This is a genomic window from Mesonia aestuariivivens, from assembly GCF_019311235.1.
Classification (GTDB): Bacteria; Bacteroidota; Bacteroidia; order Flavobacteriales; family Flavobacteriaceae; genus Mesonia; species Mesonia aestuariivivens.
Map to the genome: position 1 here is coordinate 61,400 of NZ_JAHWDF010000014.1, position 23,099 is coordinate 84,498.

Sequence of the window (23,099 nt, forward strand, 5' to 3'; positions counted from 1 at the left end):
GATGAAAAAGAAGATTATACAACCCCTTGTAATTGCAATACTACTTTTAGTTCAGACCGTAGTGAATGCTCAGACTGAAGTAAATAAACTTCAAGAATCATTTGATGTAGAGAAAGATGTTTTTATAGACTTAAACACAAAAAGAACGCATGTAGTTTTTGAAACCTGGAATAGAGATGAGGTGAAAATAGAAGCTAAAGTTTTTTCAGATGAATTAGCTAAAGAACAGTTGCAAAAAATTGCAGAATTATGGAAATTAGAAATTTTAGGAAACAGTCATAAAATAGCGATCGCTTCAAATGGAATAGAGGCTGGTTTTGGTAGTTTTCCTGAAATGGGAAACCCTATAACAGTGATGAATCTTAATTCAGACATGATAGCTCCCTTTATGAAAAATATGGTAGGGCCTATGCTTAAGCAAATGTCTAATCATCCTTTACCGCCAGAATTTGCAGAAGGCTTAAGTAGTTTGAAATTTGATTACGATGCTTATCAAAAGGAAGGAGAAGCTTATGTAGAACGTTATGAACAAGAAGTAGAGGATAAATTTGGAAAGAATTTTGAAGCTGTAATGCAAGAATGGGGCGGTAGTTTTGAGAAAGATGCACAAGTTTGGGCAAAACAGTTAGAGCGAAAAATGCAAGCAATGGAACGTAGCGGAGAAATGAAAAAACGAGAAGAAGCTGTTGAAAAAAAAATGGAAGAATGGAGCCAAAATTTCACACAACAAATAGAAGCTTGGGCCCAACAATTTGAGGGAAGTCAGGGGAATATGACAAAAACGGTTACTACAACTCCTAATGGGAAAATTGTAAGTATGCAATACTCTGGCGGCAATAGAATGCCGATGCCTTCGGTAAGAAATGCAGAAGAGAAGGTGAGAAGAACAATAGTGATTAAAATGCCTAAAAACGCAAAAGTTCATTTAAACGTAAGGCATGGTAATTTAACTTTTGAAGATGATGTAACTAACCTTAGAGGAAACATTGCTCACACTAATTTTAAAGCAAAAAATATAAATGGAAAAGAAACAGCGTTAACTATTTCTTATTCTCCTATTTATATTGAAGGTTGGGAACACGGCAGTATAAACACAAGTTACGTCAAAGATTGCAAAATTGAAAAAGCAAAGAGCATTAAATTATCTTCAAATGCCAGTGATGTAGTAATTGATGAGTTGGAAGAAACAGGTATTATTTCAGGTTCTTTTGGTGAATTAACCATTAACCATACAGGAGATCACTTTAAACGTTTAGAAATTAATTTAGAAAATAGTGATTTAATATTGAAACTCCCTAGTTCTTCTTTTAATTTCACCTATAGTGGTTCTCGTAGTGAGGTAAAGTATCCTAGTAAATTAAAAACAAGCGTGATGGATAGTTACGGTAATCAATTAATTGATGGTTACCATAAATCTAGAAACACCGATAGTAGTATTCGTATTAATGCACGTTTTAGTGATGTGCTTATTCAATAAAACAGGAAGTAGATTGATAAAGTTTGGTTTAAGATTGAGTTAAGGTGTATAAACGCCTCCTGTTTTAGAAAATGTTTTGCTCGAAAGAGCAAAACATTTTTATTTTTATATTAAAAATAAATCCATGCTATTTACAGAATTTTTAAATACGCTTACTTCCCAATTCACACCTATTATTGGAGGTTTTGCAAAAAAGGACTATTTACCTTTAGACCTTTCAGTCACTAATAAAAGCTTATCGAAGGTAGATGTTACCTCTTCAGCTTCAATGGAGAAATATATTCAACTACAGTTAGATAAACATCAAAAAAAAGTAGCATTTGGTGGCTATTTAGAAAAAAGAAATCTCTACCGTAGGAGTGAACATTTTGGTAAAGAACACATTCAAGATAGAGATGTACATATAGGGTTAGATTTGTGGGCAAAAGCTTACACTTCAATCTTTAGTCCTTTAGTGGGCGAGGTGCACAGCTTTCAAAATAATACTAATTTTGGAGATTATGGCCCCACCATTATTTTAAAACATAATTTTAATAAGGTTGAATTTTATACGCTTTACGGACACTTAACTTTAGATTCTATAGCCTATTTAAAAGTAGGAACTTCTATTGCAAAAGGACAAAAAATAGCAGAGCTAGGAAAAGCTGATGTAAATGGCGATTATGCGCCACATTTACATTTTCAAGTCATTAAAAATTTAGCGAATACTATAGGAGATTACCCTGGAGTGTGTAGTATTGAAAATTTATATTTTTATCAACAAAATTGTCCTAATCCTAACCTGTTGTTAAAACTTACTTAGGCTCTTTTTTTACAAAAATAGAGACAATGGCAGAAGTTACAATTCCCATCGCTAAGCTAAAAAAGATCCCTTGAATTAAATAAGAATTAAAATTATAGTAAGCTTCTGCGCCTTTTTGGCTCATTCTACCAGATTCTACAGAATAGGTAATTATATGATGAAAATAATCTGGAGTGATATAATCTGAAATTACAAATTGAACTATAGGGGAAAGAACCGCTATAAATGCTGAAATAATGGTCCCTGAAATGAGACCTTGTTTCCAAGACATCACTCCATTAAAATCTTTTTCACGCTTATTAATTAAAGCTATTGTGAAAATAATAAGATAAGGAATGGCGATCAAATTGGTATAAGCGGCTTGTTTTGAAATCAATTCATCATGCCAGCCCATACTTTTTTCGAAATACATCCATAATAAGGTGAACATACTGAAGATAATTGCCCATCTAAATTCTATTCTGAATTTTTTCATTTATGATTTTCTTTTAATGGCAGCTAAATTACTAAAACCTCAGTTATTTTAAGGGGTATAATTTTCTTTAAATAGTTATCTCATCTATAGCGCGCAACCTAGCGTACCGAAAAACATTTCTAGATATGAGTTGATTGAGATTCCTCCTATCGTCGGAATGACATTTTTTGAGAGAATGATTTTCATACTGTCATTTAGAGCGCAGCGCAGTGCAGTGAAAATTGTGGGTAATTGAAATTCTTCTTTTGTTGGAATGATGAACGTTATTGGGTTTAAAACAAAAAAATCCCAAACATAAAGTTTGGGATTTTAATAAGTTAACCTGTTTACTAATTAATGTTGGGTAAGCACCCAAGTTCCATTTTCTAGTAACGGAATAGCTTGTTTATATTTTACAGTTTTAGATGCTCCGTTAGCCACGTTTTTAATGGTTACCTTATCATTACGCCCAATTTTTGGTTGGTCTCTTTTAATGGTCTCGGTAACTTGTGGTTGTTGAGGTTGAGTTTGACCGGCTGCTCTCGATTGTGCTGCACGTTCATCTATATTTTTAATCTCTTCCTTACGCGTTTCAACTTTTTCTTTTGGAGCTTCTTTTGCTTCTTGAATGTTAGATTGTTGCTGCTGAGGGATTTCTCCTTTAAATAAGAAAGAAATTACATCTTTGTTCACTTCACTTAACATTGCTTTAAACAATTCAAAAGCTTCAAATTTATAGATTAGTAAAGGGTCTTTTTGTTCGTGAACCGCTAACTGTACACTTTGTTTTAACTCATCCATTTTTCTAAGGTGAGTCTTCCAAGCGTCATCGATAATGGCTAAAGTAATGTTCTTTTCAAAATCTGTGATGAGCTGTTTTCCTTCTGTTTCGTAAGCCTTTTGTAAATTTGTACCTACATTTAGCGTTTTAGAGCCATCTGAAAAGGGTACGGCAATTCTCTCAAATCTAGCACCTTGCTCTTCATATACATTTTTAATTACTGGAAAAGCTAATTCAGCATTACGCTTCATACGTTCCTGGTAATTTTCGTAAGCAACTTCATAAACTTTAGCGCTAAGACTTTGAACGCTCATTTTCTCAAATTCTTGCTGCGTAACGGGAGCATCCATAGAGAAATAGCGAATCAGTTCAAACTCAAAGTTTTTATAATCGCTTGCCATTTTATTGGTTTCTGAAATCGCTTCAGAAATATCAAAAATCATGTTGGCAATATCTACTCTTAGGCGTTCACCATATAGAGCGTGGTAACGACGCTTGTAGATTACTTCACGCTGAGCATTCATCACGTCATCATATTCTAATAAGCGTTTACGAACCCCAAAGTTATTTTCTTCTACTTTTTTCTGCGCACGTTCAATAGATTTTGAAATCATTCCGTGTTGAATCACTTCTCCTTCTTCTAATCCCATTCTATCCATTAATTTGGCTATTCTTTCAGAACCAAATAAACGCATTAGGTTATCTTCTAGAGAAACGTAGAATTGAGAACTTCCAGGGTCTCCTTGACGACCAGCACGACCTCTTAACTGTCTATCTACACGACGTGAGTCATGACGTTCGGTGCCAATAATGGCTAAACCTCCGGCTTCTTTTACGGCTTTACTCAATTTAATATCTGTACCACGACCCGCCATATTGGTTGCGATGGTAACGATACCCGATTTCCCCGCTTCTTCTACAATATCTGCCTCTTTTTTATGCAGTTTGGCATTAAGTACATTATGCGGTACATTTCTAATTTTAAGCATTCTACTTAATAATTCAGAAATTTCTACAGAAGTAGTACCAATTAATACTGGACGGCCCGCTTGTGAAAGTTTGGTTACTTCTTCAATAACCGCGTTGTACTTTTCTCTTTTTGTTTTATAAACTAAATCTTCTTTATCGTTTCTCGCAATGGGGCGATTGGTAGGAATTTCAACTACATCTAATTTGTAGATTTCCCAAAGTTCACCCGCTTCTGTTACCGCCGTCCCCGTCATTCCTGATAACTTCCCATACATTCTAAAATAGTTCTGTAATGTTACGGTAGCAAAAGTTTGCGTAGCATCTTCAATTTTAACACTTTCTTTGGCTTCGATCGCTTGGTGAAGACCGTCACTGTAACGACGCCCGTCCATAATACGACCAGTTTGTTCATCTACAATTTTCACTTTATTATCCATCACCACATATTCGGTGTCTTTTTCAAATAAAGTGTAAGCTTTAAGTAATTGGCGAAGCGTATGAATACGTTCACTTTTTACACTAAAGTCTCTAAAAAGTTCTTCTTTTTTCTCTGCTTCTTCTTCCTTAGGAAGATCTAATTTTTCGATTTTAGAAACTTCAATTCCCATTTCAGGCATCACAAAGAAATCAGGATCTTCTTTACCCGAAAGAAATTCTACACCTTTATCGGTTAAGTCTATCTGGTTGCTTTTTTCTTCAATCGTAAAGTATAATTCTGCATCAATTTTATGCATATCACGATTGTTGTCTTGCATGTATTGGTTCTCTGTTTTTTGAAGTAATTGTCTAATTCCTTCTTCACTTAAGAACTTAATTAAAGCTTTATTTTTAGGTAAACCACGGTATACTCTTAATAAAAGGAAGCCTCCTTCTTTGGTATCGCCGCTTGCGATTAATTTTTTAGCATCTGCAAGAACACCTACTAAATATTTACGTTGTGCTTCTACAATTTTACTTACCTGTGGTTTAAGAGCATCAAATTCATGCACATCTCCTTTAGGAACCGGTCCCGATATAATTAAAGGGGTACGCGCATCATCTACTAATACAGAATCGACTTCATCTACAATAGCGTAATTATGTGGGCGCTGTACCAAATCGTTAGGTGAGTGGCTCATATTATCACGCAGGTAATCAAAACCAAATTCGTTGTTGGTTCCGTAAGTGATGTCTGCATTATAAGCTTTACGACGTGCCGCAGAGTTAGGACGGTGATAATCTACACAATCAACACTCAATCCATGAAATTCAAAAATAGGCGCCATCCAAGCGCTATCACGTTTCGCTAAGTAATCATTAACCGTTACTAAGTGTACACCACGACCGGTTAATGCATTTAAATAGACAGGAAGGGTGGCTACTAATGTTTTTCCTTCACCGGTTTGCATCTCTGCAATTTTACCTTGATGCATGGCTACACCACCAATAAGCTGAACGTCGTAATGGATCATATCCCAAGTGACTTCTTTACCAGCAGCATCCCAAGAATTTTTCCAAAGGGCTTTGTCTCCTTCTAGCGTTACATTTTCTTTTAAAGCTGAAATTTCTCTATCAAATTCTGAAGCGGTTACTTCTAAAGTTTCATTGTGAGCAAAACGTTTAGCTGTTTCTTTAACAGTAGCAAAGGCTTCGGGAAGAATTTCGTTTAAGATTTCTTCAGAAATAGCATAGGCTTCTTCTTTAAGTCCATCTATTTGAGCGTAGATATCTTCTTTCTCAGCAATATCTTCAGAATCTTCTGCCTTTTGGCGAAGATCTACTATTTGCTGATCTACCGATTGGGTAGCTTCTTTTATTTTTTGTTTAAAAGAAGTAGTTTTATTTCTTAATTCGTCTAAAGAAAGTTTTTCGAATTCGCTTTCTAAAGCTTTTATTTTGTCGACAATAGGCTGAATGGATTTGACATCCTTTTCAGATTTATCTCCAACAAACATTTTTATTACAGAGTCTAAAAAACCCATAGTGGTTATTGTTTTTATTTAAAAATAAGCAAAAAAAAAGCCTCTAGAAGAGACTTTTACTTATTACTTTTTGTTTTTTAATATTCATCCTCATTCCAAAGATAATCTTCATCGGTAGGATAATCTGGCCAAATCTCTTCAATAGAATCGTAGGAGTCGCCTTCGTCTTCTATAGACTGTAGGTTTTCTACCACCTCTAAAGGGGCACCTGTTCTAATTGCATAATCTATTAACTCGTCTTTCGTAGCTGGCCATGGAGCATCGCTTAGGTAAGATGCTAATTCTAAAGTCCAATACATCTTATTGTGTTTTAGTTTTGTGCAAAAATAAATTTTTTGACGTAAAAGTCAAGTAAAAAATCTATTATTTCATCATTATTTTTAAGAACTTGTTTTTCAGGATAATAAACCCTAATCATTTAGGGGCTAAAGTTAAGAAATCTTTTTAGGAATCCACTTTACTTCTTCTACCTGAAGGGATTTAGACAACATTCGTGCCAGTACAAATAGGTAATCTGATAATCGGTTTAAGTACTGTAAAATATATTCATCAAAAGGTTCTAAATCGTATAATGCTGTAGTTAAGCGTTCTGCTCTTCTGCAAACACACCTTGCGATGTGACAATATGACACCGCTTGGTGCCCCCCAGGTAAAATAAAGTGTGTCATTTGTGGCAAAGTCTCATTCATACGGTCTATTTCTTGTTCTAAACGTTCTACCTCTTTTTGTTGAACTTTTTCAATAGCTAATCGTTCTTTACCATTTTTGAGTTTAGCTTTTTTGGGATCGGTGGCTAACTCTGCGCCAAGCGTAAATAATTGGTGCTGAATATCAAAAAGAATCGTTTTAAACTCTTCTTCAATTTCTTGATCTCTTAACATACCAATGTAGGCATTTAACTCGTCTACACTTCCATAGCTTTCAATACGAATATGATGTTTTGGGACTCTGGTGCCTCCAAATAATGCGGTGGTGCCTTTGTCTCCGGTTTTTGTGTATATTTTCATAAGCTTATTTAAGGCTTAAAGATAAAAAAAGAATGCACAAGCTAATAATTTTTAATCCCTCTGAAATTTAATGATTTTTATGGTTGGACTTACCACAAAAAACTGGACTTTAAGTTGAGTGACTATGCTGCTAGTTTATGATGATACATCTCTAATCCAAATTCTTTACTAATTTTGTTTCCTAAATAGGAATGACTTCTGTTGGTATTTCATCAGGTCTCGATTGAAAGATGGATGACTCTGCCTTAGATCTTAATTTATAGCTGTTCTTACTTATTTTTAATCTTTATACATCATCTCACCAAGAAATACCTTAAGGTATTGTTTTACAAATTTTTATTTTTCTTTTCACTCGTAGAGAAGATACCAACTGCCTTTTTTTAATTTTCACTTTTATTTACGTCTTCTTTAGCTGTTTTTAAAAACAGTCTACTTCTTCTTGCTCATCAGTCTAGGATTACGCGGACTGGGAAAAGATGCTTCCTAAATTATTTTATTCTTCATGTTTAGCGGTAAAACACCGCAGGCAGAATGTTCCGTTTTTTCAATACTGTAACCACTTTTTAGGCATAACTTAATTCTAATGCTTTTTGTTTGATTCAGTTTAGCGTCACTAATCCATCCATAAACTTCGGGGCCGTATAATTTAAAGGCTTAATAAGTATAGCTGCAATACAAAGAGCCCGAATGGATTTTAGCTGTTGGTTTTTATTTTACAAACTCTAAAGCTTTAAGTGTTAATTCTTTTCTTAGTTTAAGAAATAATTCTTTGTTTGTGTTTTCATTAGGTTCAATATTGGTAGCAAAAAAGTAAGTGTTATTTTTTGTTTCTACATAACCTACAAACCAACCATTGTAGGTTGCGTTTCTAATAGATAATCCAGTTTTTCCGTATAACTTATATTTTTCATTGTCTTCAATAAAAGAGATTCTTTTTAGAATTTCTTCTGTTCTTTTAAAAATTTTTAATTCAGAATTCACCAGACGTTTTAAAAAATCTATTTGTTGAAATTGATTGATTTTTGAGGTTCCTTCTAGCCAGAATACGTCTAAATTTTTAGAAGTAACATTCATCTCTCCAAATTCTAATTTTTTGAGATATTCATTCATTCTTTTTTCTCCAATTTTATTGGCAATTTCTTGGTAACATGGAACGCAGGAGTATTGAAAAGCATCTCTTAACATTAAATCTTGCTCCCAAATTTTATAGGCTCTTTTTTCTCCATTCCATTTAAATAATGTACTGTCATTTTCTACAACTTTAGTTTCTAAAGCAATTATAGAGTGCGGAATTTTATAAGTAGAAGTAGGCAAACGACCTGTTTTAGCCCAATCAAAGTTATTTGAGTAAAACACATCTTTTTGTGTATCATAAATCAGTATGGAACCTTCTACATGATTTGAGTTTATTATTGATTGAAATTCGGACTTCAGTATTTCTTTTGTATTGTTTTTTTTGATGACAAGAAATTAAAATACCTACCGTTAAAATAATATCTAATATTTTCATAATGTTACTGCTGTTAACCACTTTGTATAAAGAGTGACAAAAGTAAATAATAATGCAAAAAAACGGTTTGGATAAGTGTTCAAAACCATTGTTTATTGTTGCTAAATATTTAGGGTGTTTACTTTATTTTTTTTCCTAAGTTGAATATTTTATCCAACCACTTTTTTCTAAAATCAGGGCTTGAATTTTTAATGGGTGAAATATAAGTTACTTTAACAGGATTGATGCCGCAAAATTGCAAAGTCCCTTTTTTAAATTGATTGATAGTGGGGCTTTTCATGATTAAATAATCATACCATTTTGGGGTGTCAGCCGTAATAATTAAACGTGCCGATTTTCCTTTTAAGAGTTTTTTAGGCAATGGTTTTCCCTCAATTGGCTGATAAGTGATTCCAGGTAAAAATGTTCTGTCTATAAATCCTTTCATTAATGCAGGATAACCATACCACCACATTGGAAAAAACCATACTATATGATCTGCAATTTTTATCTTATCAATGGCCTCAACCAAATCGGGTTCTAACTCCATTCTTTTTCGATACCCAAATTTTAAATTAGGATTAAATTCTAATTCAGAAATGTTCATTTGAGTTATTGTCGCCTGTGTATTACTGACTCCTTTTACATAAGCTTCGGATAAAGCATTATTAAAACTCTCTTTGTCAGGATGTCCATTTATGATGAGTACTTGTTTCATGTTTGTTCTGTTTTTTTACAAAGAACTACACTATTAAATTTCTTTAAAAGGACATTTGTCTAATTTGAAATGGACTTTCTTATTCGACTCAAATGTCTTTGAGTAATCCCCAAATATGAAGAAAGAAAATGAAGAGGGATGAACTGTAAATACTCTGGTTGATTGGTCAATAAATCGAGATAACGTTTTTCAGCACTTTCTCTTTGTAACATAAAAATTCTTTTTTCCAATTTGATATATTCTTGCTCAGCCATCATTTTTAAAAATGTTAACCAATTAGTACTTGATTGTTCTAATTTTAAAAGCTGATCTTTAGATATTGTTAAAATTTCAGTATCGGTTAAAGCTTGGATGTTTTCTACCGTTTTATTTTGAGACAAAAATGAAGAATAGGCACTCACAAACGAATTAGAAAAGGTAAAACAATAGGTAACTTCTTCTTCTTTAGAGGAATGATAAAATGATCTAAATAATCCAGAAACGACAAACCCTACTTCTTTGCAAGTTTGACCTTCTTTGATGAAAAATTCTCCTTTTTTTAGTTTTTTACGAACTACTTTTTTTTCAAAAAAATCAATTTCATCCTTGGTAAGCATATTAAATGTTTCTAAATATTTTTTCATTATTGCTAACGAGTTTTTATATAGCTTATAACCTAGATTTTTAAATTTTACTATTTATTTTATCTCATGGTAATCGTCAAATTTAATAACTTGGCCACTTTCCAAAAATCCCCAAACCCTTGTGTTACCAATGACTTGCGCTATTTGTTAAATACGTTTTTGTGCGATCGTACTTTTACAACATTTTTTTATGCTTTTTAGCCCAATTTTCAAGTTCTTTAATTATTGGTTTCAGCTCGTAACCAATGCTCGTTAATTCATATTCAACACGGGGTGGAACTTCTGCATAAATTTTACGGGTCAAAACTTTATTTTTCTCCAATTTTTTTAGTTGTAACGTAAGCATTCGTTCCGTTATGTTTGGTAAAACCTTCTTTATTTCTCCAAATCTTAATTTACCACTCAACAACGCATAGCAAATTGGTAGTGACCATTGTCCACCAATAATATTTGTAGAATACACTTCCAGGCATTTATTAGATAAAGCTTGTTTATTGGCAAAGTTGGTGGATGTTTCCTTGATTTTAGACATTACTTACATTTTTGTATGTATCCTACAATGGGTTGTGATCTCAAATAATTAAATATAGGAGTTTATTTTTGTATCCGAAATTTAAAGATATAAAATATGAAAACCTTAGTCATTCTGATTCATCCAGATATAGAAAATTCAGTAATTAATAAAAGATGGATTGAGGAATTAGAAAAGTATCCAGATGAATTTGATATTCATCAATTATATAAAGTTTATCCAGATGAAAAAATTAATGTGTTGGCAGAGCAAAGATTAATGGAAAAGTATAATGCAATTATTTTTCAGTTTCCTTTATATTGGTTTAGCTCTCCACCGCTTTTAAAAAAATGGTTAGACGAAGTGTTAACTTATGGGTGGGCTTTTGGGAGTAAAAGCGGTTATAAATTAGAAAATAAAAAAATAGCTCTAGCTATAAGTGCAGGGGCAATAAAGGATGATTATTCAATAGAAGGTGATTACAAGCATACTTTAAAAGAAGTATTAGTACCGTTTGAACTTACTTTTAAATATGTAAAAGCTAATTATCGACCATATTTTGCAAATTATGGATCTGATTCAAATACACCGAGCGAACTTATTGAAGAAAGTACTCGTAAGTATTTCTTTTTCGTTAATGCTTTCTAGGTGAATTTACTACTTTTACTCGGACATAAATTTAAGACCATTTGTTATAAAACAAATATCTTAAAACTATGAAAAAACGCTATTATAATCCTGAATTAACGGAGCAGGCAGTACGATTAAGTGACCAAAGCGACAACATAAAGGAGCTAGCAGATGAACTGGGCATAGAGGTACAAGGGATTTATAAATGGCGCAAGGCAGCTAAAACCGCTATTTTCGAATATATAGAAATAGGGTATAACAGGAAACAATTACACTCCTTTTTGGGATACAAAACTCCCTACGAAGTAGAACAAGAATTTTATCAATTTAAAAATGGGGTATAGGTATTAAAAAAATTGTCCGACTTTTTCTTGCAAGTCCATAGGTGATGTATGTCTCAAATTTAATGTAAAAAAGAGTTGGTTTTTACCTCAGTTCTTTGTTGACGGTATTTTTTATTCTGCTTTTTCAATTTCAATTATTTCTTTTCCCTGCTCACCTAAATAATGGGTTATTATTTTCTTGTAAATTTTATATCCATTATCCACGTTTGTGAAGATTATTAATCCCTTTTTTGTTTTCGGAAATATAAAAGCAATTGCTTGAACTCCATTGTCTGCTCCACTATGTGATAATGCGTAATCTCCATTTTTAAAATTATAAATTTCAAATCCGAGGCCGATGTGTTTTCCTTTTTTGGTTGTAACTTGATGAGTAACCATATCCTCAAATACTTTTTTGGAAAGCCCGATGCTGTTCATTACACTAACCAAAAACTTTCCATAATCTTCGACTGTTGTCAATAAATCGTCAGCACCATTTGCTGTTTTGTTTTTAACTGTTTCATAGGCATTTCCTTTGTTGTCATATCCAAGGGCTAATCGAGATTCGTCAATCTTATCGTCCCAAATATATTGCGTGTCGGTCATTGCCAATGGGTCAAAGATTAATTCTTTGGCTAATTGGTTTAAAGTTTTTTTAAATTTATTTTCTAAAGCCTTTCGCAAATATTCAAGCCCTTCGCCCGAATATTGATATTGGGTTCCTGGTTCAAATTGAAAATTTAATTTTTTTGATTTGTTTAAATATCTCCAATTTGGAAATCCAGTTTGATGACTTAAAATATGTCTTGTAGTAAGTTTTTTACTTCTTGGGTCATCTGCAACGTCTTGGTCAGTCCAATATTTATAAATAGGTTCGTCTAAATCCCATTTGCCCAAACTGACCAATTTTAAAGCAACTATTGCGGTTACTGGTTTTGTTAAAGATGCTACATTGAAAATAGTATTATAAGGAGCGCTTTCTCCATCTATAAGGTCGCCATATACTTTTATTTGTTGAAGTTTGCCTTCATTGATGACACCAAGTCCTAAAGCTGGTATGTTGTTTGATTTTAACCATTTTTCAATTTCCTTGTCGTTATCAAAAATAGAATTATCTATTTTTTGTATTTCGTATGCTTGATGTCCAAAGCTTAAGGATGTAGTCAATTTCCAATCACCGTTTTCCAACATCCAAACGTTTGAGAATTTTGCTGAACCAGGTTCACTTTCTTTATTTTCATAAAATAAATGTTTTCCGTTTTGAATAGCTCCATACAAAACTCCATTTCTGTAAAGCGGGAAAATCTCTGTACTTTCTTTCACTAAAAATCTTTTTACCTGACGTGTTTCGGGACTTTTACATAGTCCGTTTTTTAGGTCGTAAAGAAATTTTGTTTTATCAGAAATTCCATCTTTGTCGTGATAAAATTTTAAGTTATCGCTTAATAAATTTTCATACTGTTTGATATCGCAAGTATTGAACCCAACATTAAACAGCAAGCTGTCTTTTGATAGTATCGTTTTATAGAGTTTCGAATTTTTGTCTACTTGTGCTTTGCTAATTGCGAAAACAAAGAGGGTAATAATAAAGCTTAAGATATTTTTTTTTGTCATAATGAATTTTTTTTTGCTGTAAATAATTATTTTGCACAAAGGTTAAAAACTCATTTTCTGTATTCTAAAAATTAGCCCGACAATAACTCGACAAAAACCCGACAAGTATTATATCATATTGAAATTCAGCTTGTAATAAAGTCTTTTGTTCTTATCTATTTCAATTGCATTTCGAAGGATAATGAATACATTAGATAAAACGATTAGTATCATAAGGATTAAAGTAAACTTATTTCCAAGTTTTAAAAAAAGACCTAGCATAAATACAATAGGGGCTAGAATTGTCCAAAGTATTTGTAGTGAAATAAGCTGTTTAGTTAAAACGTTTTTTTGTTTCATTGTGAGCACCAAAATAAATGGAATGATGATATTCAATGGCGGAATAAGGATAAATGGAATTGAAGAAAGATTTATTAATTTTAGATAAGAATAGTTAATCAAAACCACTTGTTGGGGTTCTCCTTTATTAGCCAAAATTTTAGGTTTTTCTTGTTCGGATTCTTTGAGAAGCAATTCATTTTCTGATAATTCTAATGCTTTTGCCAAAGCCCGAAGTGTGTAACCTTTGGGTTCTTTTCCTGTTTCAATTCGCTGTATTGTTCTTGCTGAAATACCAGATTTTTTTGATAATTCTTCTTGAGTCAAATTTTGCTGTTCTCTTAATGCTTTTAATCTGGACATTTTTCTTTTTTAAATGTTCGCTAAGGCACATGGTTTACAAAGTTAAAGTCACATCCTTTACCGTACCGAAATTACCGCCAACGAGTTTCTTTACGCCTTACCTGTAAGTAGGCTTCCCATACCATTTCTTTGGTAATAGGTAATGATTTTGTCTTCTCAAATTCAATCATCCTCTTGCGAGTTGTAAAAATTGATAAAACAGAATAAGTCAGTCCCTTCGCTCCATTTCCATTACAGAAACTTGCGTCACTACTACAGACTGATCCGCCCCTGTGTCAAGCATCGCTATTCTGCCTCTAGTTTGCGCTATTGTACATTTCACTTTGCATCTTGGCACAGGTTCCCGAGTTCCGTAAATAAGCCCAAATACTGGTCATGCCTCCTAAATGACGCCTGCCGCCCAGCCAATAAACAGGTGACCGCTGGACTGATAATGTTTGTCATACTTCAAACACTTTTGACAGAAGGTTGCACGTTCTCGACACTTCATCAGAGGTTCATTTGCATTCATCTCCAGTATTCATACCTGACTAGCTCGTGGCATAGCCTTTTCCATAACGCTCAATACCTTGACTCTTTATCAAAGCACCTTATGGTGGTTTAACGCTCTCCCCTGTAGGACAACATTGGTGGGTCGGCTCCACCATCTTATAAACAGTTGCGTAACGACTTTCAGCCGATCGTTACTCTCGGCACACGTATGATTTCGTTGCGTGTTTAAGTACTAAAGTTAGCGAATAAATCACAGATAGAAAGTCCGCGAGGACTTTCGTAAGTAGGCTATAATTAGCAATGAATTATACACGTTGTGCTTGTTGCACAACCTCTTTCTTAATCAAATTTAAAATTAATAGTAGATTTCAATAATAACATACCCTTAGAAATCAAAAATTTAACTATTCCTAAAAATCAAAATAATCCTCTTTTCTTAGAAATTTAGACTTGTGCAACGGTTACCGGTGTTGCCAACTGGCTTATTTCTTTCGACTAATTTTTGCTGGATATTGTCTGGTGTCAAATACATCAGCTATTCTGATAAATCCTTTTTTCTCGTTAACAGAATAAATCAATTTATAATTTTTATAAACCAGATATCTGTAGTCAATTTTTCTATTTAGTAGTCGGATTTCTTTTTGTCCGATAAAAGGAGAATTTTTTAAATGCTCAGATTCAAGAATAATTTCACGAACAAGTTTATTAGCAATGTTCAAGCTTGCTTTTTCTCTGTAGTATTCAAAAATTTCATCAAGCTGCGTTTCTGCAAAATTAGACCAAATTACTTTCAGTTCCATTTACTCATATTTGGCTAATAAATCCGATGTTGATTTGAATCTATTATTTTTGAAATCAGATTCAGATTTTTCTATTCGCTCATTTAATTCTTCAGCGCTCATTGAATCGGAATGCTTATTTTTTTTCTCTTTCTTTAAGAGTTTTTCAAGACGTTCAATAGCCTCTTCGCTCTGAATTTTCAAAAATTCCTGTACAAATTCTATTTTTCTTGTCTGCAAATCCATTATTCAACTTTTAATCAAATATAATGAAATTTAACTTTAATTATTTTAGTTACGATATTTTTTTGCTTGTTGGCAACGGTTCGTATAACTGTCAGTTACGGGTTAATATGCGTTAATTTTCGGTTTGACACAGACTTTAACAATTCCGAGTGGATTCGGACGTAGTCGAATCCGCCGTAATTGCGGTTATACATTGTGTGTGCCCAGCATGGGCATCTTTATCATATCTAAGATATGATATTAATCTAGAGGGTGCAAGTCCCTTATGGGCAGGGGTAACCCTTCGACTAGGCTCAGGACAGGCTCTTTGAACCATTAGTAAGCTGCAAGCTTGTCTGTCGTGAGGCGGGAAGTGAAGGAAGCAGGACTACAAACCCTGGTACTGACGAACAGGAACCGGATAAGAGGCTGTGAGGTTGGATGAGCAAGCACATCATTGTAATGTCCTAAACACTTCTAAAGTGAAAACCGGAGCAGTAGATCTGGCAGGAATCGAGGGAAAGAAGATGTCCTTACCTGGAGGACGGAGCGTAAAGAAAATGTCTTGTAGACATTTTTAGCGAACGGGCCAGCATGTCGCGCGGGAATATCACGGGGTGGTATAGTGGAGAAGTCAGCAGAGGTCATAGTACCCATAGGGAACGAGGTGCAGCAAACTGCATAGGTCTCACAAATGGGAAAGGACTGAACATAATCCTTTCGGAAATTAGAATAGGAGCATTGTTTTTCATTCATTGGGTGAGCGAATCCCAAGAAAATCTGTAGCCTATTCATAAAGTACGAAATAGTTTCAATTGGTGTAAAGAGCGAGTGAAAAGATGGATTATGAACCGCCGTATACGAGACCCGTATGTACGGTGGTGTGAGAGGCGCACTCCGTCAGTTACTGGCGGAGCCGTCTACTCGATTGTAGGTAGTGCTTTAAAAGCTTTCGTTTAATTCTCTAAACATTTGGATTGTATCAATATGTCTAACATTAAATTGATTACAAACTTCAGGTATTTTTATTCTGTTTCTTCTTTCAGGTTGGCTTTTTTCATAAGTAACAATAGTCCAATTATTACTTATAGCGAAAGCAATAAGCCAAGGGTCAGCCAAGTCAGTTTCAAGAAATTCCTGAATCGCATTTGGTGTGAAATGATGAGACATAGAATTAGTCCAATTTACAATTGAAATGTAGTTTTGAAGAACAGCATCTGTATTGATGAAAAAATCTTCTGGTAAATTAGCATCACACCATATTTTAAGTTCATCTTCGTGAGAAGAATTGTCGTAAATTTCTTTTTTTACTTTATCAATACTTACTATAGTTCCATTTTGAGATAATGCATTAACTTTTACCCAAAAGCTTTGAACAACATCAAGAGGGTAAATTGAGCGATGAGCTTGTATAAAGAAGTTTGAATCTACAATGTATTTACTCATACTTGATATAGATATTCATTAATAAACTTCTCGTACGTATTTCCTTTTAAGCTAGTTAATTTATAAGCATCTCTGTATAAAAGATTGTTTTCGTTTACTGCATTATTAACATAACTAACAAACCTTAAACTAATTCTCTTTTTAGCAGTTGCATAAAAATTACCACCAGAACTTTGACTTTCTTTTTTGTTTTTAAATTCAGCTATATAATTGTTATAAAATTCAAAAAAAGAAGGTTTAGAAATTAAATTTAAATCTAATGCTCTTCTTGCAATTACAATAGGACTAACTTTAAATACTCTACTTAAATATTTTATGTTTTGACTGCTATTCCATTTTTCTCTAAAGAAAATTTCAGGAACTAAAAATTCTGCAGCAACTTTATCACATAATAATTCCGTTGGGTCATCAGCTGGAAGCATTTGTTTATTATCAAAACCAGCACTTTCTCCTAGCCAAATATGAGCAATTTCGTGTATTAAAGTAAACATTTGAGCAGCTTTAGCATCTGCGGAATTTATGAATAGAAAAGGTGCTTTATTATTTACTAAAACAAAACCTCTACATTCTTCAACTAAAATTTTTCTTCTAGTGTTGTTTCCAACAATTCCATTAAAATTGATAATTATCCCAATTTCCTCAATTTGTAATGTCAAATAATCTAAAGCTTGTTCCCAAGTACCAAGTTTGCTAGCCCAGTTAATAGGTAATTTTAAAGTATTCCTGATGTCATTTGCAATTTCTTTATAATCAGAACTATCGTTATATTTTCCAACAAAATCTAAATCAGGATATTGGCTTTCTTGTAAATAATTTGTCAACCAATTTTGTCTGTCTTTTATTATTTGGATAGTATGATAAACATTTAAAGAAACTTTATCTCTTGGTGCTGCTCCTGTTCTAAAAAAAGGTATAGGAATTTCCTCTTTAGGTGGCTCATTCATAAACATATACCCAAAAGGAACGTGAACTTTATGAGTGAAGTTTTCTAATTGTTTTAAAGTAGGTTTTTTATTTCCTTCTATCCAATCTAAAACATCAGGATTATCCGCATAAAATTCTTCTAGACTATTACCTGCTCGAGTAATTGCCCAGTTTATAATATTAGAATTTATATTTTCAATCCTTGTTGCCATTAGGCAAATATAATTTAATTAATATAATTAGCTGTTTTTATCTTTAGTCGGTTGTTTCTCGCATTACCTACAACGTTTATGTGTCGAGTAGGCAAGGGGATTTTCACCCCGAGCCTCTCACAGAACCGTACGTGATAGTCTCCCATCATACGGCTCTTCTAACTTGACATACAAAAATAGCTCATCCTTTTTTCAAGTTGGCAGTATGTACATCAAATTAGCTAACCCCTTTGCTCCACTCCCATTACGGGAGCTTCTTCACTACTACGAGTTAGTCCGCCCCTATACCAAGCATCGTTATTTTGCCTCTAGTTTGCGTTATTGTACATTTCACTTTGCATCTTGGCACAGGTTCCCGAGTTCCGTAAATAAGCCCAAATACTGGTCATGCCTCCTAAATGACGCCTGCCGCCCAGCCAATAAACAGGTGACCGCTGGACTTATAATGTTTGTCATACTTCAAACACTTTTGACAGAAGGTTGCACGTTCTCGACACTTCATCAGAGGTTCATTTGCATTCATCTCCAGTATTCATACCTGACTAGCTCGTGGCATAGCCTTTTCCATAACGCTCAATACCTTGACTCTTTATCAAAGCACCTTATGGTGGTTTAATGCTCTCCCCTGTAGGACAACATTGGTGGGTCGGCTCCACCATCTTATAAACAGTTGCGTAACGACTTTCAGCCGATCGTTACTCTCGGCACACGTATGAAAAGTTGCGGTTTAGTGTGCGAGGATTTTCCGTAGGAGAATCAGAAGCAAGTAAACGAGCAACTAACTTTGATTTAGCTAAAACAAGCAATTTTTTATACATGGTGTTACCTGCTGGCTTTATTTACTTTTTTCAACAATTCAGTTGCTGATAGTTTTCCAAATTCATTTGCTGCGTTAGGACTTGCACCAGTTAATAAATTTCTATCCTTATGACAAGTTTTATCTGCTTTTTTATTTATAATTTCAATGCCGAGTTCGGTTAGTTTTTCGCCAAATTTCCAAGGCAAATGTCCTGGCATATATCCTATTATTGGGGTTTGTTTGTCTACAGAATCAGGAAATGCTGCAATTTTGTAGTCTTTGTACAAAAATTCATTTTTGTTAGTATTTATATTTGCTGCCAACAAAGCGGCTGGTCCGTGACATATACTTAACATTAGCAAATCTTTGTTTTCAGACCAATGAATTAGCTTATTTAAGTCTTCATTTGTTGGTAATCCTAACATTGCTCCGTGTCCTCCGGGAAGGAAAACCGCAACATAACTTGTATTAGAGTTCATTTCATTTTTTACGAAATCTGATAAATTTTTCGGATTTTCAAACTGTATTTTATACTTTGAAAAAATTGTTTTTACATTTTCGTCTTTTTCGGGAAAAGCCCACATTTCAATTTTTGCAGATTGTCCTGTGGGTGTATAAATATCAATGTCGAAACCTGCATTGTTCAGATGTAACATAGGTAACAACATTTCCACAGGATGATTTCCAGTAGAAAAATAGTTTCCATTTGCCATTTTCATATTGCGTTCTTCTGTGCAAACCATTAACACTTTTAATTTGCTGTCTTTGTTTGCATTAGGATAATCTATTTTTACATAGTCCGTTTTTGAAGAAGTCGCCATTTTTAAAGCAAATGTTGATGGACTAAACGCTCCATCTTCTGTTGGTTTTGGTGCTATTCCTAAAAGTTTCTTAATCATATCAATATGTGTTAATTTATTTTTTTTGCTTGCAGGTAACGGTCTTGTCTAAGCGTCAGTAACGGGAAAGTGCGCGAGTACTTTCCGCTGACGCACCTAATTTAGCAAAACGAGTTGAATTTCGGGTTAGGAAATTCAGCCGTTATTGCGCTTACACGTTGTGCGTGTTGCACAATTTACTAAAAAAGATTAATTTGATGATATGCAAGGCAAAAAAGTATATCAAGAGCAGTTATTCAACAGTTTTCGGTTGAGTGACCGCGTACCGCCCACAAATTTCTACCGCCGATTGAAAGAAGCCTTAAACTTAGATTTTCTCTATGATCTTACTCGAGGTTTTTACGGCAGCAGTGGGCAAAAGAGTATAGATCCTGTTGTGTTTTTTAAACTCTGTCTGGTGGGCTATTTAGAGAATATCATCAGCGACCGCAAGCTTATTGAACATTGCAGTATGCGATTGGATATTTTGTACTTCATTGGTTATGATATTGATGAGGAGCTGCCCTGGCATTCCACCATCAGCCGCACGCGGCAGTTGTTCCCTGAAGATATTTTTGAAGCGGTTTTCACTAAAGTGTTCACGCTTTGTGTGGAGGCCGGGATGGTTAGCGGGCATACTCAGGCTATCGACAGTGCGCCTGTAAAAGCCAATGCTTCGATGGACACTCTGGAACTAAAAGTACCTGAAGAGGAGTTAGAATCTCATCTGCGCAGAGTTCGTCATATTAGTGCGATGGATAAAGAGCAGCCATTTCGTAAGAATAAAGGCGATAAATCAGATAAAGGTCAGCGCAGCATAACGGCTAATGAACAGGAACTCAAGGCGATCTCTAGCCGCAACAAGCGTTGGAGCAAAGATCAGGATCAGCGTCCGGGATCAGGAAATAAAGGCAGTAAGTATACCAGCAATAGTGCCTTCCTCTCACTCCGTTCGTCGGAGGCAAGATAGTCCTACCGATCCTGATGCCCGTATCAGTGTCAAGCCCGGGTAGCAAGCCCACAGGGCAGGTATATGAAAGGCAAACGACAAAGCACCGTAGAACCCGTTTTTGGAACCTTAACTCAGTTTATGGGGCTTAGAAAAGTAAACACCTTAGGATTAAAACAGGCCAATAAATGTATGCAGCTCTCCGCCATTGCCTACAACCTCAAGAAATACCTGAAGTTTATTGAAAAACGCACCAAAAGTGGAGCAGGAATGCTCGACTTGTTTTTAATACCCAAAATTGGATTAAAGCAAGCCTACAGATACATTTTAAAGGCACTTCATTTTGCTAATTTACAAACGATATAAAACTAGAAAACCGCTCTAAAGCGGTTTAAATGAATACGTTTTTTTTTAATTATGGGGTTGTGCAACGGTTACCGTTGTTCTACGCAGTTTTTATTCGCTTTAAGTTGTTCATCTGTTTTTCAAATTCTTTAAAAGAATGGTCTAAATTCTGTCCGTAAGGTTTGGAATTCCACTCGTTGTATAGTTGCAAATAATTTTCCATTTCGTTTGTGCCGTTTTGTTCATCAGTCCATTTCAATGCGCACATCACACCAGTTTGGTCAAAGTGCAAATCTTTTCGAGTAAGATAATATTCAAGATACTGTTTTAGATACTCAATTCCGCTTTGTGTATTAAATGTCGCCAATGCCAAACAATAACCATTTCCAGCATAACAAACTTGACTTTTTACGAGGTGAATTCCGATTATTTCTTCAACGCTTTTCAGTTCCAATATTGAAGCAAAGTAAGCTCCAACAATTCTCGTTCGCCAATTAAAATCGCCAAGTAGTTTTAGAACAACTTCCTCATTTAATTCTGCGCGAATTGGTTTGATATTTTTGATGAATTCATCCGAGTTATTTATTCCGAACATATAGAACGGCACGCACCATTTTTTTATAAATTCAGCCGTAATCTCTTTTTCATTCGAGTAATTTTCCAATTCTTCAAATGGACTTAAATGTCTAACTGTTGCACCAGCAGAATGTAATTCAATTTGTTTTTTGGTTTTTTCGTCCATTTTGTTGGTTCAAATTGCGTAGAACGGTCTTGCTATGGGCAGTAGCGCCAAAAAAGCCCAGATTGTCATTTTATTCAACAAATTTAGCAAATAAACCCAAACCTTCGTCATTCAATCCCGAACTCGAGCTATTGCCTATAGCTTTTGTTAGCTCGCGTATTTTTTCTACATAAAGTTTAGTTTTTCTTATTCAGTTTGTCAATGGTAGTTTTTATTTGTTCCTTATTTTTTATATCATCTAAATTTAACCTTTGCTTTGGTATTTCGTTACTATAATCGCATAAGTAAATCTCAAGATAAGTTGAATAATTATATCTTATTTTTTGCTTTACTACCGAAGTTTTTATGACCCTTTTCCAGGGTTCAAAATTTAATTCTTTTGTCCATATTCCTTCATTGTTTAAAACTAATTCTGGAGTCCTATTTAGTAATCCGTTTATTCCTTGATGTAGAACTAAAATTCCCACAGAAATTAATGATATAGTCAATAAAAATCCTGAATTTGGAAAAATGTATATTCCAGCAATAATTGCTATAAAGCCACAAATCAGTGAAACAACTTTGCTGTCTAATGAATTTCTAAATTCAATATTGCTATTAGATGTTTTTAAATCAAGTTGCTTATAACCAATTGAAGATTTGTGGTTATTATTAGAATTTTTAACTTTTAAATGCGAACCATCTGGTAAAGAAATCCAATTTATCTTTTTCCAAAAGTGAAAAAATAAACCAACACCTAAAGCTATAAAAAAATCAAATGAAGAATCACTTTTATTTAAATTCAAGTATTTTGAAAATACAGTTGAAATAGCTATTAGAAATATAATAACAAGGATAGGTAAAACATAAACTTCTAAAACTCTTTTGTTATTATTTTTATTATTATTCAATTTTAAATAGTGTTTTCAATATGTGAGCTAACGGTTAGTATATGAAAAGTAGGCGATTTTGAAGCACTAAACTTTCAGTTAAGCATAAAGTTTGATACGAGCCAGAAGCCTTGAATTTATTGCTATTTCGCCTATTTTTTATATACATTGTGCGTGTTGCACAATTTACTAAAAAAGATTAATTTCATGATATGCAAGGCAAAAAAGTATAGCAAGAGCAGTTATTCAACAGTTTTCGGTTGAGTGAACGGGTACCGCCCACAAATTTCTACCGCCGATTGAAAGAAGCCTTAAACTTAGATTTTCTCTATGATCTTACTCGAGGTTTTTACGGCAGCAGTGGTCAAAAGAGTATAGATCCTGTTGTGTTTTTTAAAC

Annotated in this window: 22 protein-coding genes and 1 pseudogene; 6 read left to right on the forward strand and 17 right to left on the reverse strand. The window is 34.0% G+C overall.

The annotated features are described in order from the left end of the window. Position 1 precedes the first annotated feature (1 nt). Positions 2-1,477 carry a hypothetical protein gene (locus KW502_RS12425; RefSeq protein ID WP_219040879.1) on the forward strand — a complete coding sequence of 492 codons (1,476 nt, stop codon included), beginning with the start codon at positions 2-4 and terminating at the stop codon, positions 1,475-1,477. 124 nt (positions 1,478-1,601) lie between these two features. Further along, a complete protein-coding gene (locus KW502_RS12430; RefSeq protein ID WP_219040880.1) occupies positions 1,602-2,279 on the forward strand; it encodes a peptidoglycan DD-metalloendopeptidase family protein in 678 nt (225 codons plus the stop codon). Here the strand turns inward: KW502_RS12430 and KW502_RS12435 are convergent. From KW502_RS12435 to KW502_RS12470, 8 genes are all read right to left on the reverse strand, one after another. Further along, positions 2,272-2,754, reverse strand: a complete 483-nt coding sequence (locus tag KW502_RS12435) for a DUF4199 domain-containing protein (RefSeq protein ID WP_219040881.1) — start codon at positions 2,752-2,754, stop codon at positions 2,272-2,274. The two genes, KW502_RS12430 and KW502_RS12435, sit on opposite strands and share 8 nt — an antisense overlap. Positions 2,755-3,087: 333 nt before the next feature. Further along, positions 3,088-6,444, reverse strand: a complete 3,357-nt coding sequence (gene secA / locus KW502_RS12440) for a preprotein translocase subunit SecA (protein ID WP_219040882.1) — start codon at positions 6,442-6,444, stop codon at positions 3,088-3,090. A gap of 77 nt (positions 6,445-6,521) precedes the next feature. Then, complete coding sequence (locus KW502_RS12445; RefSeq protein WP_006989959.1) at positions 6,522-6,743, reverse strand: DUF2795 domain-containing protein; 222 nt, start codon at positions 6,741-6,743, stop codon at positions 6,522-6,524. A gap of 132 nt (positions 6,744-6,875) precedes the next feature. Beyond that, positions 6,876-7,451, reverse strand: a complete 576-nt coding sequence (locus KW502_RS12450) for a cob(I)yrinic acid a,c-diamide adenosyltransferase (protein ID WP_219040883.1) — start codon at positions 7,449-7,451, stop codon at positions 6,876-6,878. 708 nt (positions 7,452-8,159) lie between these two features. Further along, positions 8,160-8,912, reverse strand: a complete 753-nt coding sequence (blaOXA, locus tag KW502_RS12455; RefSeq protein ID WP_439651408.1) for a class D beta-lactamase — start codon at positions 8,910-8,912, stop codon at positions 8,160-8,162. Between the two features lie 167 nt (positions 8,913-9,079). Next, the gene (locus KW502_RS12460; RefSeq protein WP_219040884.1) at positions 9,080-9,658 is read right to left on the reverse strand and encodes an NAD(P)H-dependent oxidoreductase; all 579 of its coding nucleotides are present in this window, start codon (positions 9,656-9,658) and stop codon (positions 9,080-9,082) included. Positions 9,659-9,717: 59 nt separating this feature from the next. Beyond that, positions 9,718-10,281 carry a Crp/Fnr family transcriptional regulator gene (locus tag KW502_RS12465; RefSeq protein WP_219040885.1) on the reverse strand — a complete coding sequence of 188 codons (564 nt, stop codon included), beginning with the start codon at positions 10,279-10,281 and terminating at the stop codon, positions 9,718-9,720. A 175-nt stretch (positions 10,282-10,456) separates the two neighbouring features. Continuing rightward, positions 10,457-10,813 (reverse strand): winged helix-turn-helix transcriptional regulator, encoded by a 357-nt coding sequence (locus KW502_RS12470; RefSeq protein WP_219040886.1) that lies wholly within the window; start codon positions 10,811-10,813, stop codon positions 10,457-10,459. Positions 10,814-10,909: 96 nt separating this feature from the next. On the opposite strand from KW502_RS12470, the gene KW502_RS12475 reads away from it, so the two are divergent. Then, positions 10,910-11,440 carry an NAD(P)H-dependent oxidoreductase gene (locus KW502_RS12475; protein WP_219040887.1) on the forward strand — a complete coding sequence of 177 codons (531 nt, stop codon included), beginning with the start codon at positions 10,910-10,912 and terminating at the stop codon, positions 11,438-11,440. Positions 11,441-11,508: 68 nt separating this feature from the next. Next, on the forward strand, positions 11,509-11,766 hold the full coding sequence (locus KW502_RS12480; RefSeq protein WP_219040888.1) for a transposase: 258 nt from the start codon (positions 11,509-11,511) through the stop codon (positions 11,764-11,766). A gap of 111 nt (positions 11,767-11,877) precedes the next feature. Here the strand turns inward: KW502_RS12480 and KW502_RS12485 are convergent, their stop codons facing one another. From KW502_RS12485 to hchA, 7 genes are all read right to left on the reverse strand, one after another. Next, positions 11,878-13,359, reverse strand: coding sequence for a serine hydrolase domain-containing protein (locus tag KW502_RS12485; RefSeq protein WP_219040889.1), 1,482 nt, complete (start codon positions 13,357-13,359; stop codon positions 11,878-11,880). Between the two features lie 108 nt (positions 13,360-13,467). Then, positions 13,468-14,040 (reverse strand): helix-turn-helix domain-containing protein, encoded by a 573-nt coding sequence (locus KW502_RS12490; protein ID WP_219040890.1) that lies wholly within the window; start codon positions 14,038-14,040, stop codon positions 13,468-13,470. 974 nt (positions 14,041-15,014) lie between these two features. Then, the gene (locus tag KW502_RS12495) at positions 15,015-15,332 is read right to left on the reverse strand and encodes a type II toxin-antitoxin system RelE/ParE family toxin (RefSeq protein WP_219040891.1); all 318 of its coding nucleotides are present in this window, start codon (positions 15,330-15,332) and stop codon (positions 15,015-15,017) included. Then, positions 15,333-15,557 carry a hypothetical protein gene (locus tag KW502_RS12500; protein WP_219040892.1) on the reverse strand — a complete coding sequence of 75 codons (225 nt, stop codon included), beginning with the start codon at positions 15,555-15,557 and terminating at the stop codon, positions 15,333-15,335. 921 nt (positions 15,558-16,478) lie between these two features. Continuing rightward, entirely contained in the window at positions 16,479-16,982 is a 504-nt protein-coding gene (locus KW502_RS12505; protein WP_219040893.1) for a DUF4411 family protein, read from the reverse strand. Beyond that, positions 16,979-18,118, reverse strand: coding sequence for an ImmA/IrrE family metallo-endopeptidase (locus tag KW502_RS12510; RefSeq protein ID WP_219040894.1), 1,140 nt, complete (start codon positions 18,116-18,118; stop codon positions 16,979-16,981). The genes KW502_RS12505 and KW502_RS12510 overlap by 4 nt, the downstream gene beginning before the upstream one ends. An 822-nt stretch (positions 18,119-18,940) precedes the next feature. Further along, positions 18,941-19,816, reverse strand: coding sequence for a glyoxalase III HchA (gene hchA, locus KW502_RS12515; protein WP_219040895.1), 876 nt, complete (start codon positions 19,814-19,816; stop codon positions 18,941-18,943). Positions 19,817-20,018: 202 nt separating this feature from the next. On the opposite strand from hchA, the pseudogene KW502_RS12520 reads away from it, so the two are divergent. Then, positions 20,019-21,110: pseudogene (locus KW502_RS12520) on the forward strand (transposase). A 79-nt stretch (positions 21,111-21,189) separates the two neighbouring features. Here KW502_RS12520 and KW502_RS12525 read toward each other — a convergent pair. Further along, on the reverse strand, positions 21,190-21,831 hold the full coding sequence (locus KW502_RS12525; RefSeq protein WP_219040896.1) for a DUF6000 family protein: 642 nt from the start codon (positions 21,829-21,831) through the stop codon (positions 21,190-21,192). Positions 21,832-22,007: 176 nt separating this feature from the next. After that, complete coding sequence (locus KW502_RS12530; protein ID WP_219040897.1) at positions 22,008-22,721, reverse strand: hypothetical protein; 714 nt, start codon at positions 22,719-22,721, stop codon at positions 22,008-22,010. A 239-nt stretch (positions 22,722-22,960) separates the two neighbouring features. Here KW502_RS12530 and KW502_RS15755 point away from each other — a divergent pair. After that, a partial coding sequence (locus KW502_RS15755) for a transposase (protein ID WP_500793355.1) occupies positions 22,961-23,099 on the forward strand: 139 nt, incomplete at its 3' end.

Excerpts from the sequence above, each read along its gene's own strand:
- KW502_RS12460 (WP_219040884.1), bottom strand. The coding sequence starts at position 9,658 with ATGAAACAAGTACTCATCATAAATGGACATCCTGACAAAGAGAGTTTT.
- KW502_RS12500 (WP_219040892.1), bottom strand. The coding sequence starts at position 15,557 with ATGGATTTGCAGACAAGAAAAATAGAATTTGTACAGGAATTTTTGAAA.
- KW502_RS12430 (WP_219040880.1), top strand. The coding sequence starts at position 1,602 with ATGCTATTTACAGAATTTTTAAATACGCTTACTTCCCAATTCACACCT.
- KW502_RS12475 (WP_219040887.1), top strand. The coding sequence starts at position 10,910 with ATGAAAACCTTAGTCATTCTGATTCATCCAGATATAGAAAATTCAGTA.
- KW502_RS12450 (WP_219040883.1), bottom strand. The coding sequence starts at position 7,451 with ATGAAAATATACACAAAAACCGGAGACAAAGGCACCACCGCATTATTT.
- KW502_RS12490 (WP_219040890.1), bottom strand. The coding sequence starts at position 14,040 with ATGTCCAGATTAAAAGCATTAAGAGAACAGCAAAATTTGACTCAAGAA.
- KW502_RS12480 (WP_219040888.1), top strand. The coding sequence starts at position 11,509 with ATGAAAAAACGCTATTATAATCCTGAATTAACGGAGCAGGCAGTACGA.
- KW502_RS12510 (WP_219040894.1), bottom strand. The coding sequence starts at position 18,118 with ATGGCAACAAGGATTGAAAATATAAATTCTAATATTATAAACTGGGCA.
- KW502_RS12470 (WP_219040886.1), bottom strand. The coding sequence starts at position 10,813 with ATGTCTAAAATCAAGGAAACATCCACCAACTTTGCCAATAAACAAGCT.
- KW502_RS12495 (WP_219040891.1), bottom strand. The coding sequence starts at position 15,332 with ATGGAACTGAAAGTAATTTGGTCTAATTTTGCAGAAACGCAGCTTGAT.
- KW502_RS12445 (WP_006989959.1), bottom strand. The coding sequence starts at position 6,743 with ATGTATTGGACTTTAGAATTAGCATCTTACCTAAGCGATGCTCCATGG.
- KW502_RS12485 (WP_219040889.1), bottom strand. The coding sequence starts at position 13,359 with ATGACAAAAAAAAATATCTTAAGCTTTATTATTACCCTCTTTGTTTTC.
- KW502_RS12435 (WP_219040881.1), bottom strand. The coding sequence starts at position 2,754 with ATGAAAAAATTCAGAATAGAATTTAGATGGGCAATTATCTTCAGTATG.
- KW502_RS12425 (WP_219040879.1), top strand. The coding sequence starts at position 2 with ATGAAAAAGAAGATTATACAACCCCTTGTAATTGCAATACTACTTTTA.
- KW502_RS12465 (WP_219040885.1), bottom strand. The coding sequence starts at position 10,281 with ATGAAAAAATATTTAGAAACATTTAATATGCTTACCAAGGATGAAATT.
- KW502_RS12525 (WP_219040896.1), bottom strand. The coding sequence starts at position 21,831 with ATGGACGAAAAAACCAAAAAACAAATTGAATTACATTCTGCTGGTGCA.
- KW502_RS12505 (WP_219040893.1), bottom strand. The coding sequence starts at position 16,982 with ATGAGTAAATACATTGTAGATTCAAACTTCTTTATACAAGCTCATCGC.
- secA (WP_219040882.1), bottom strand. The coding sequence starts at position 6,444 with ATGGGTTTTTTAGACTCTGTAATAAAAATGTTTGTTGGAGATAAATCT.
- hchA (WP_219040895.1), bottom strand. The coding sequence starts at position 19,816 with ATGATTAAGAAACTTTTAGGAATAGCACCAAAACCAACAGAAGATGGA.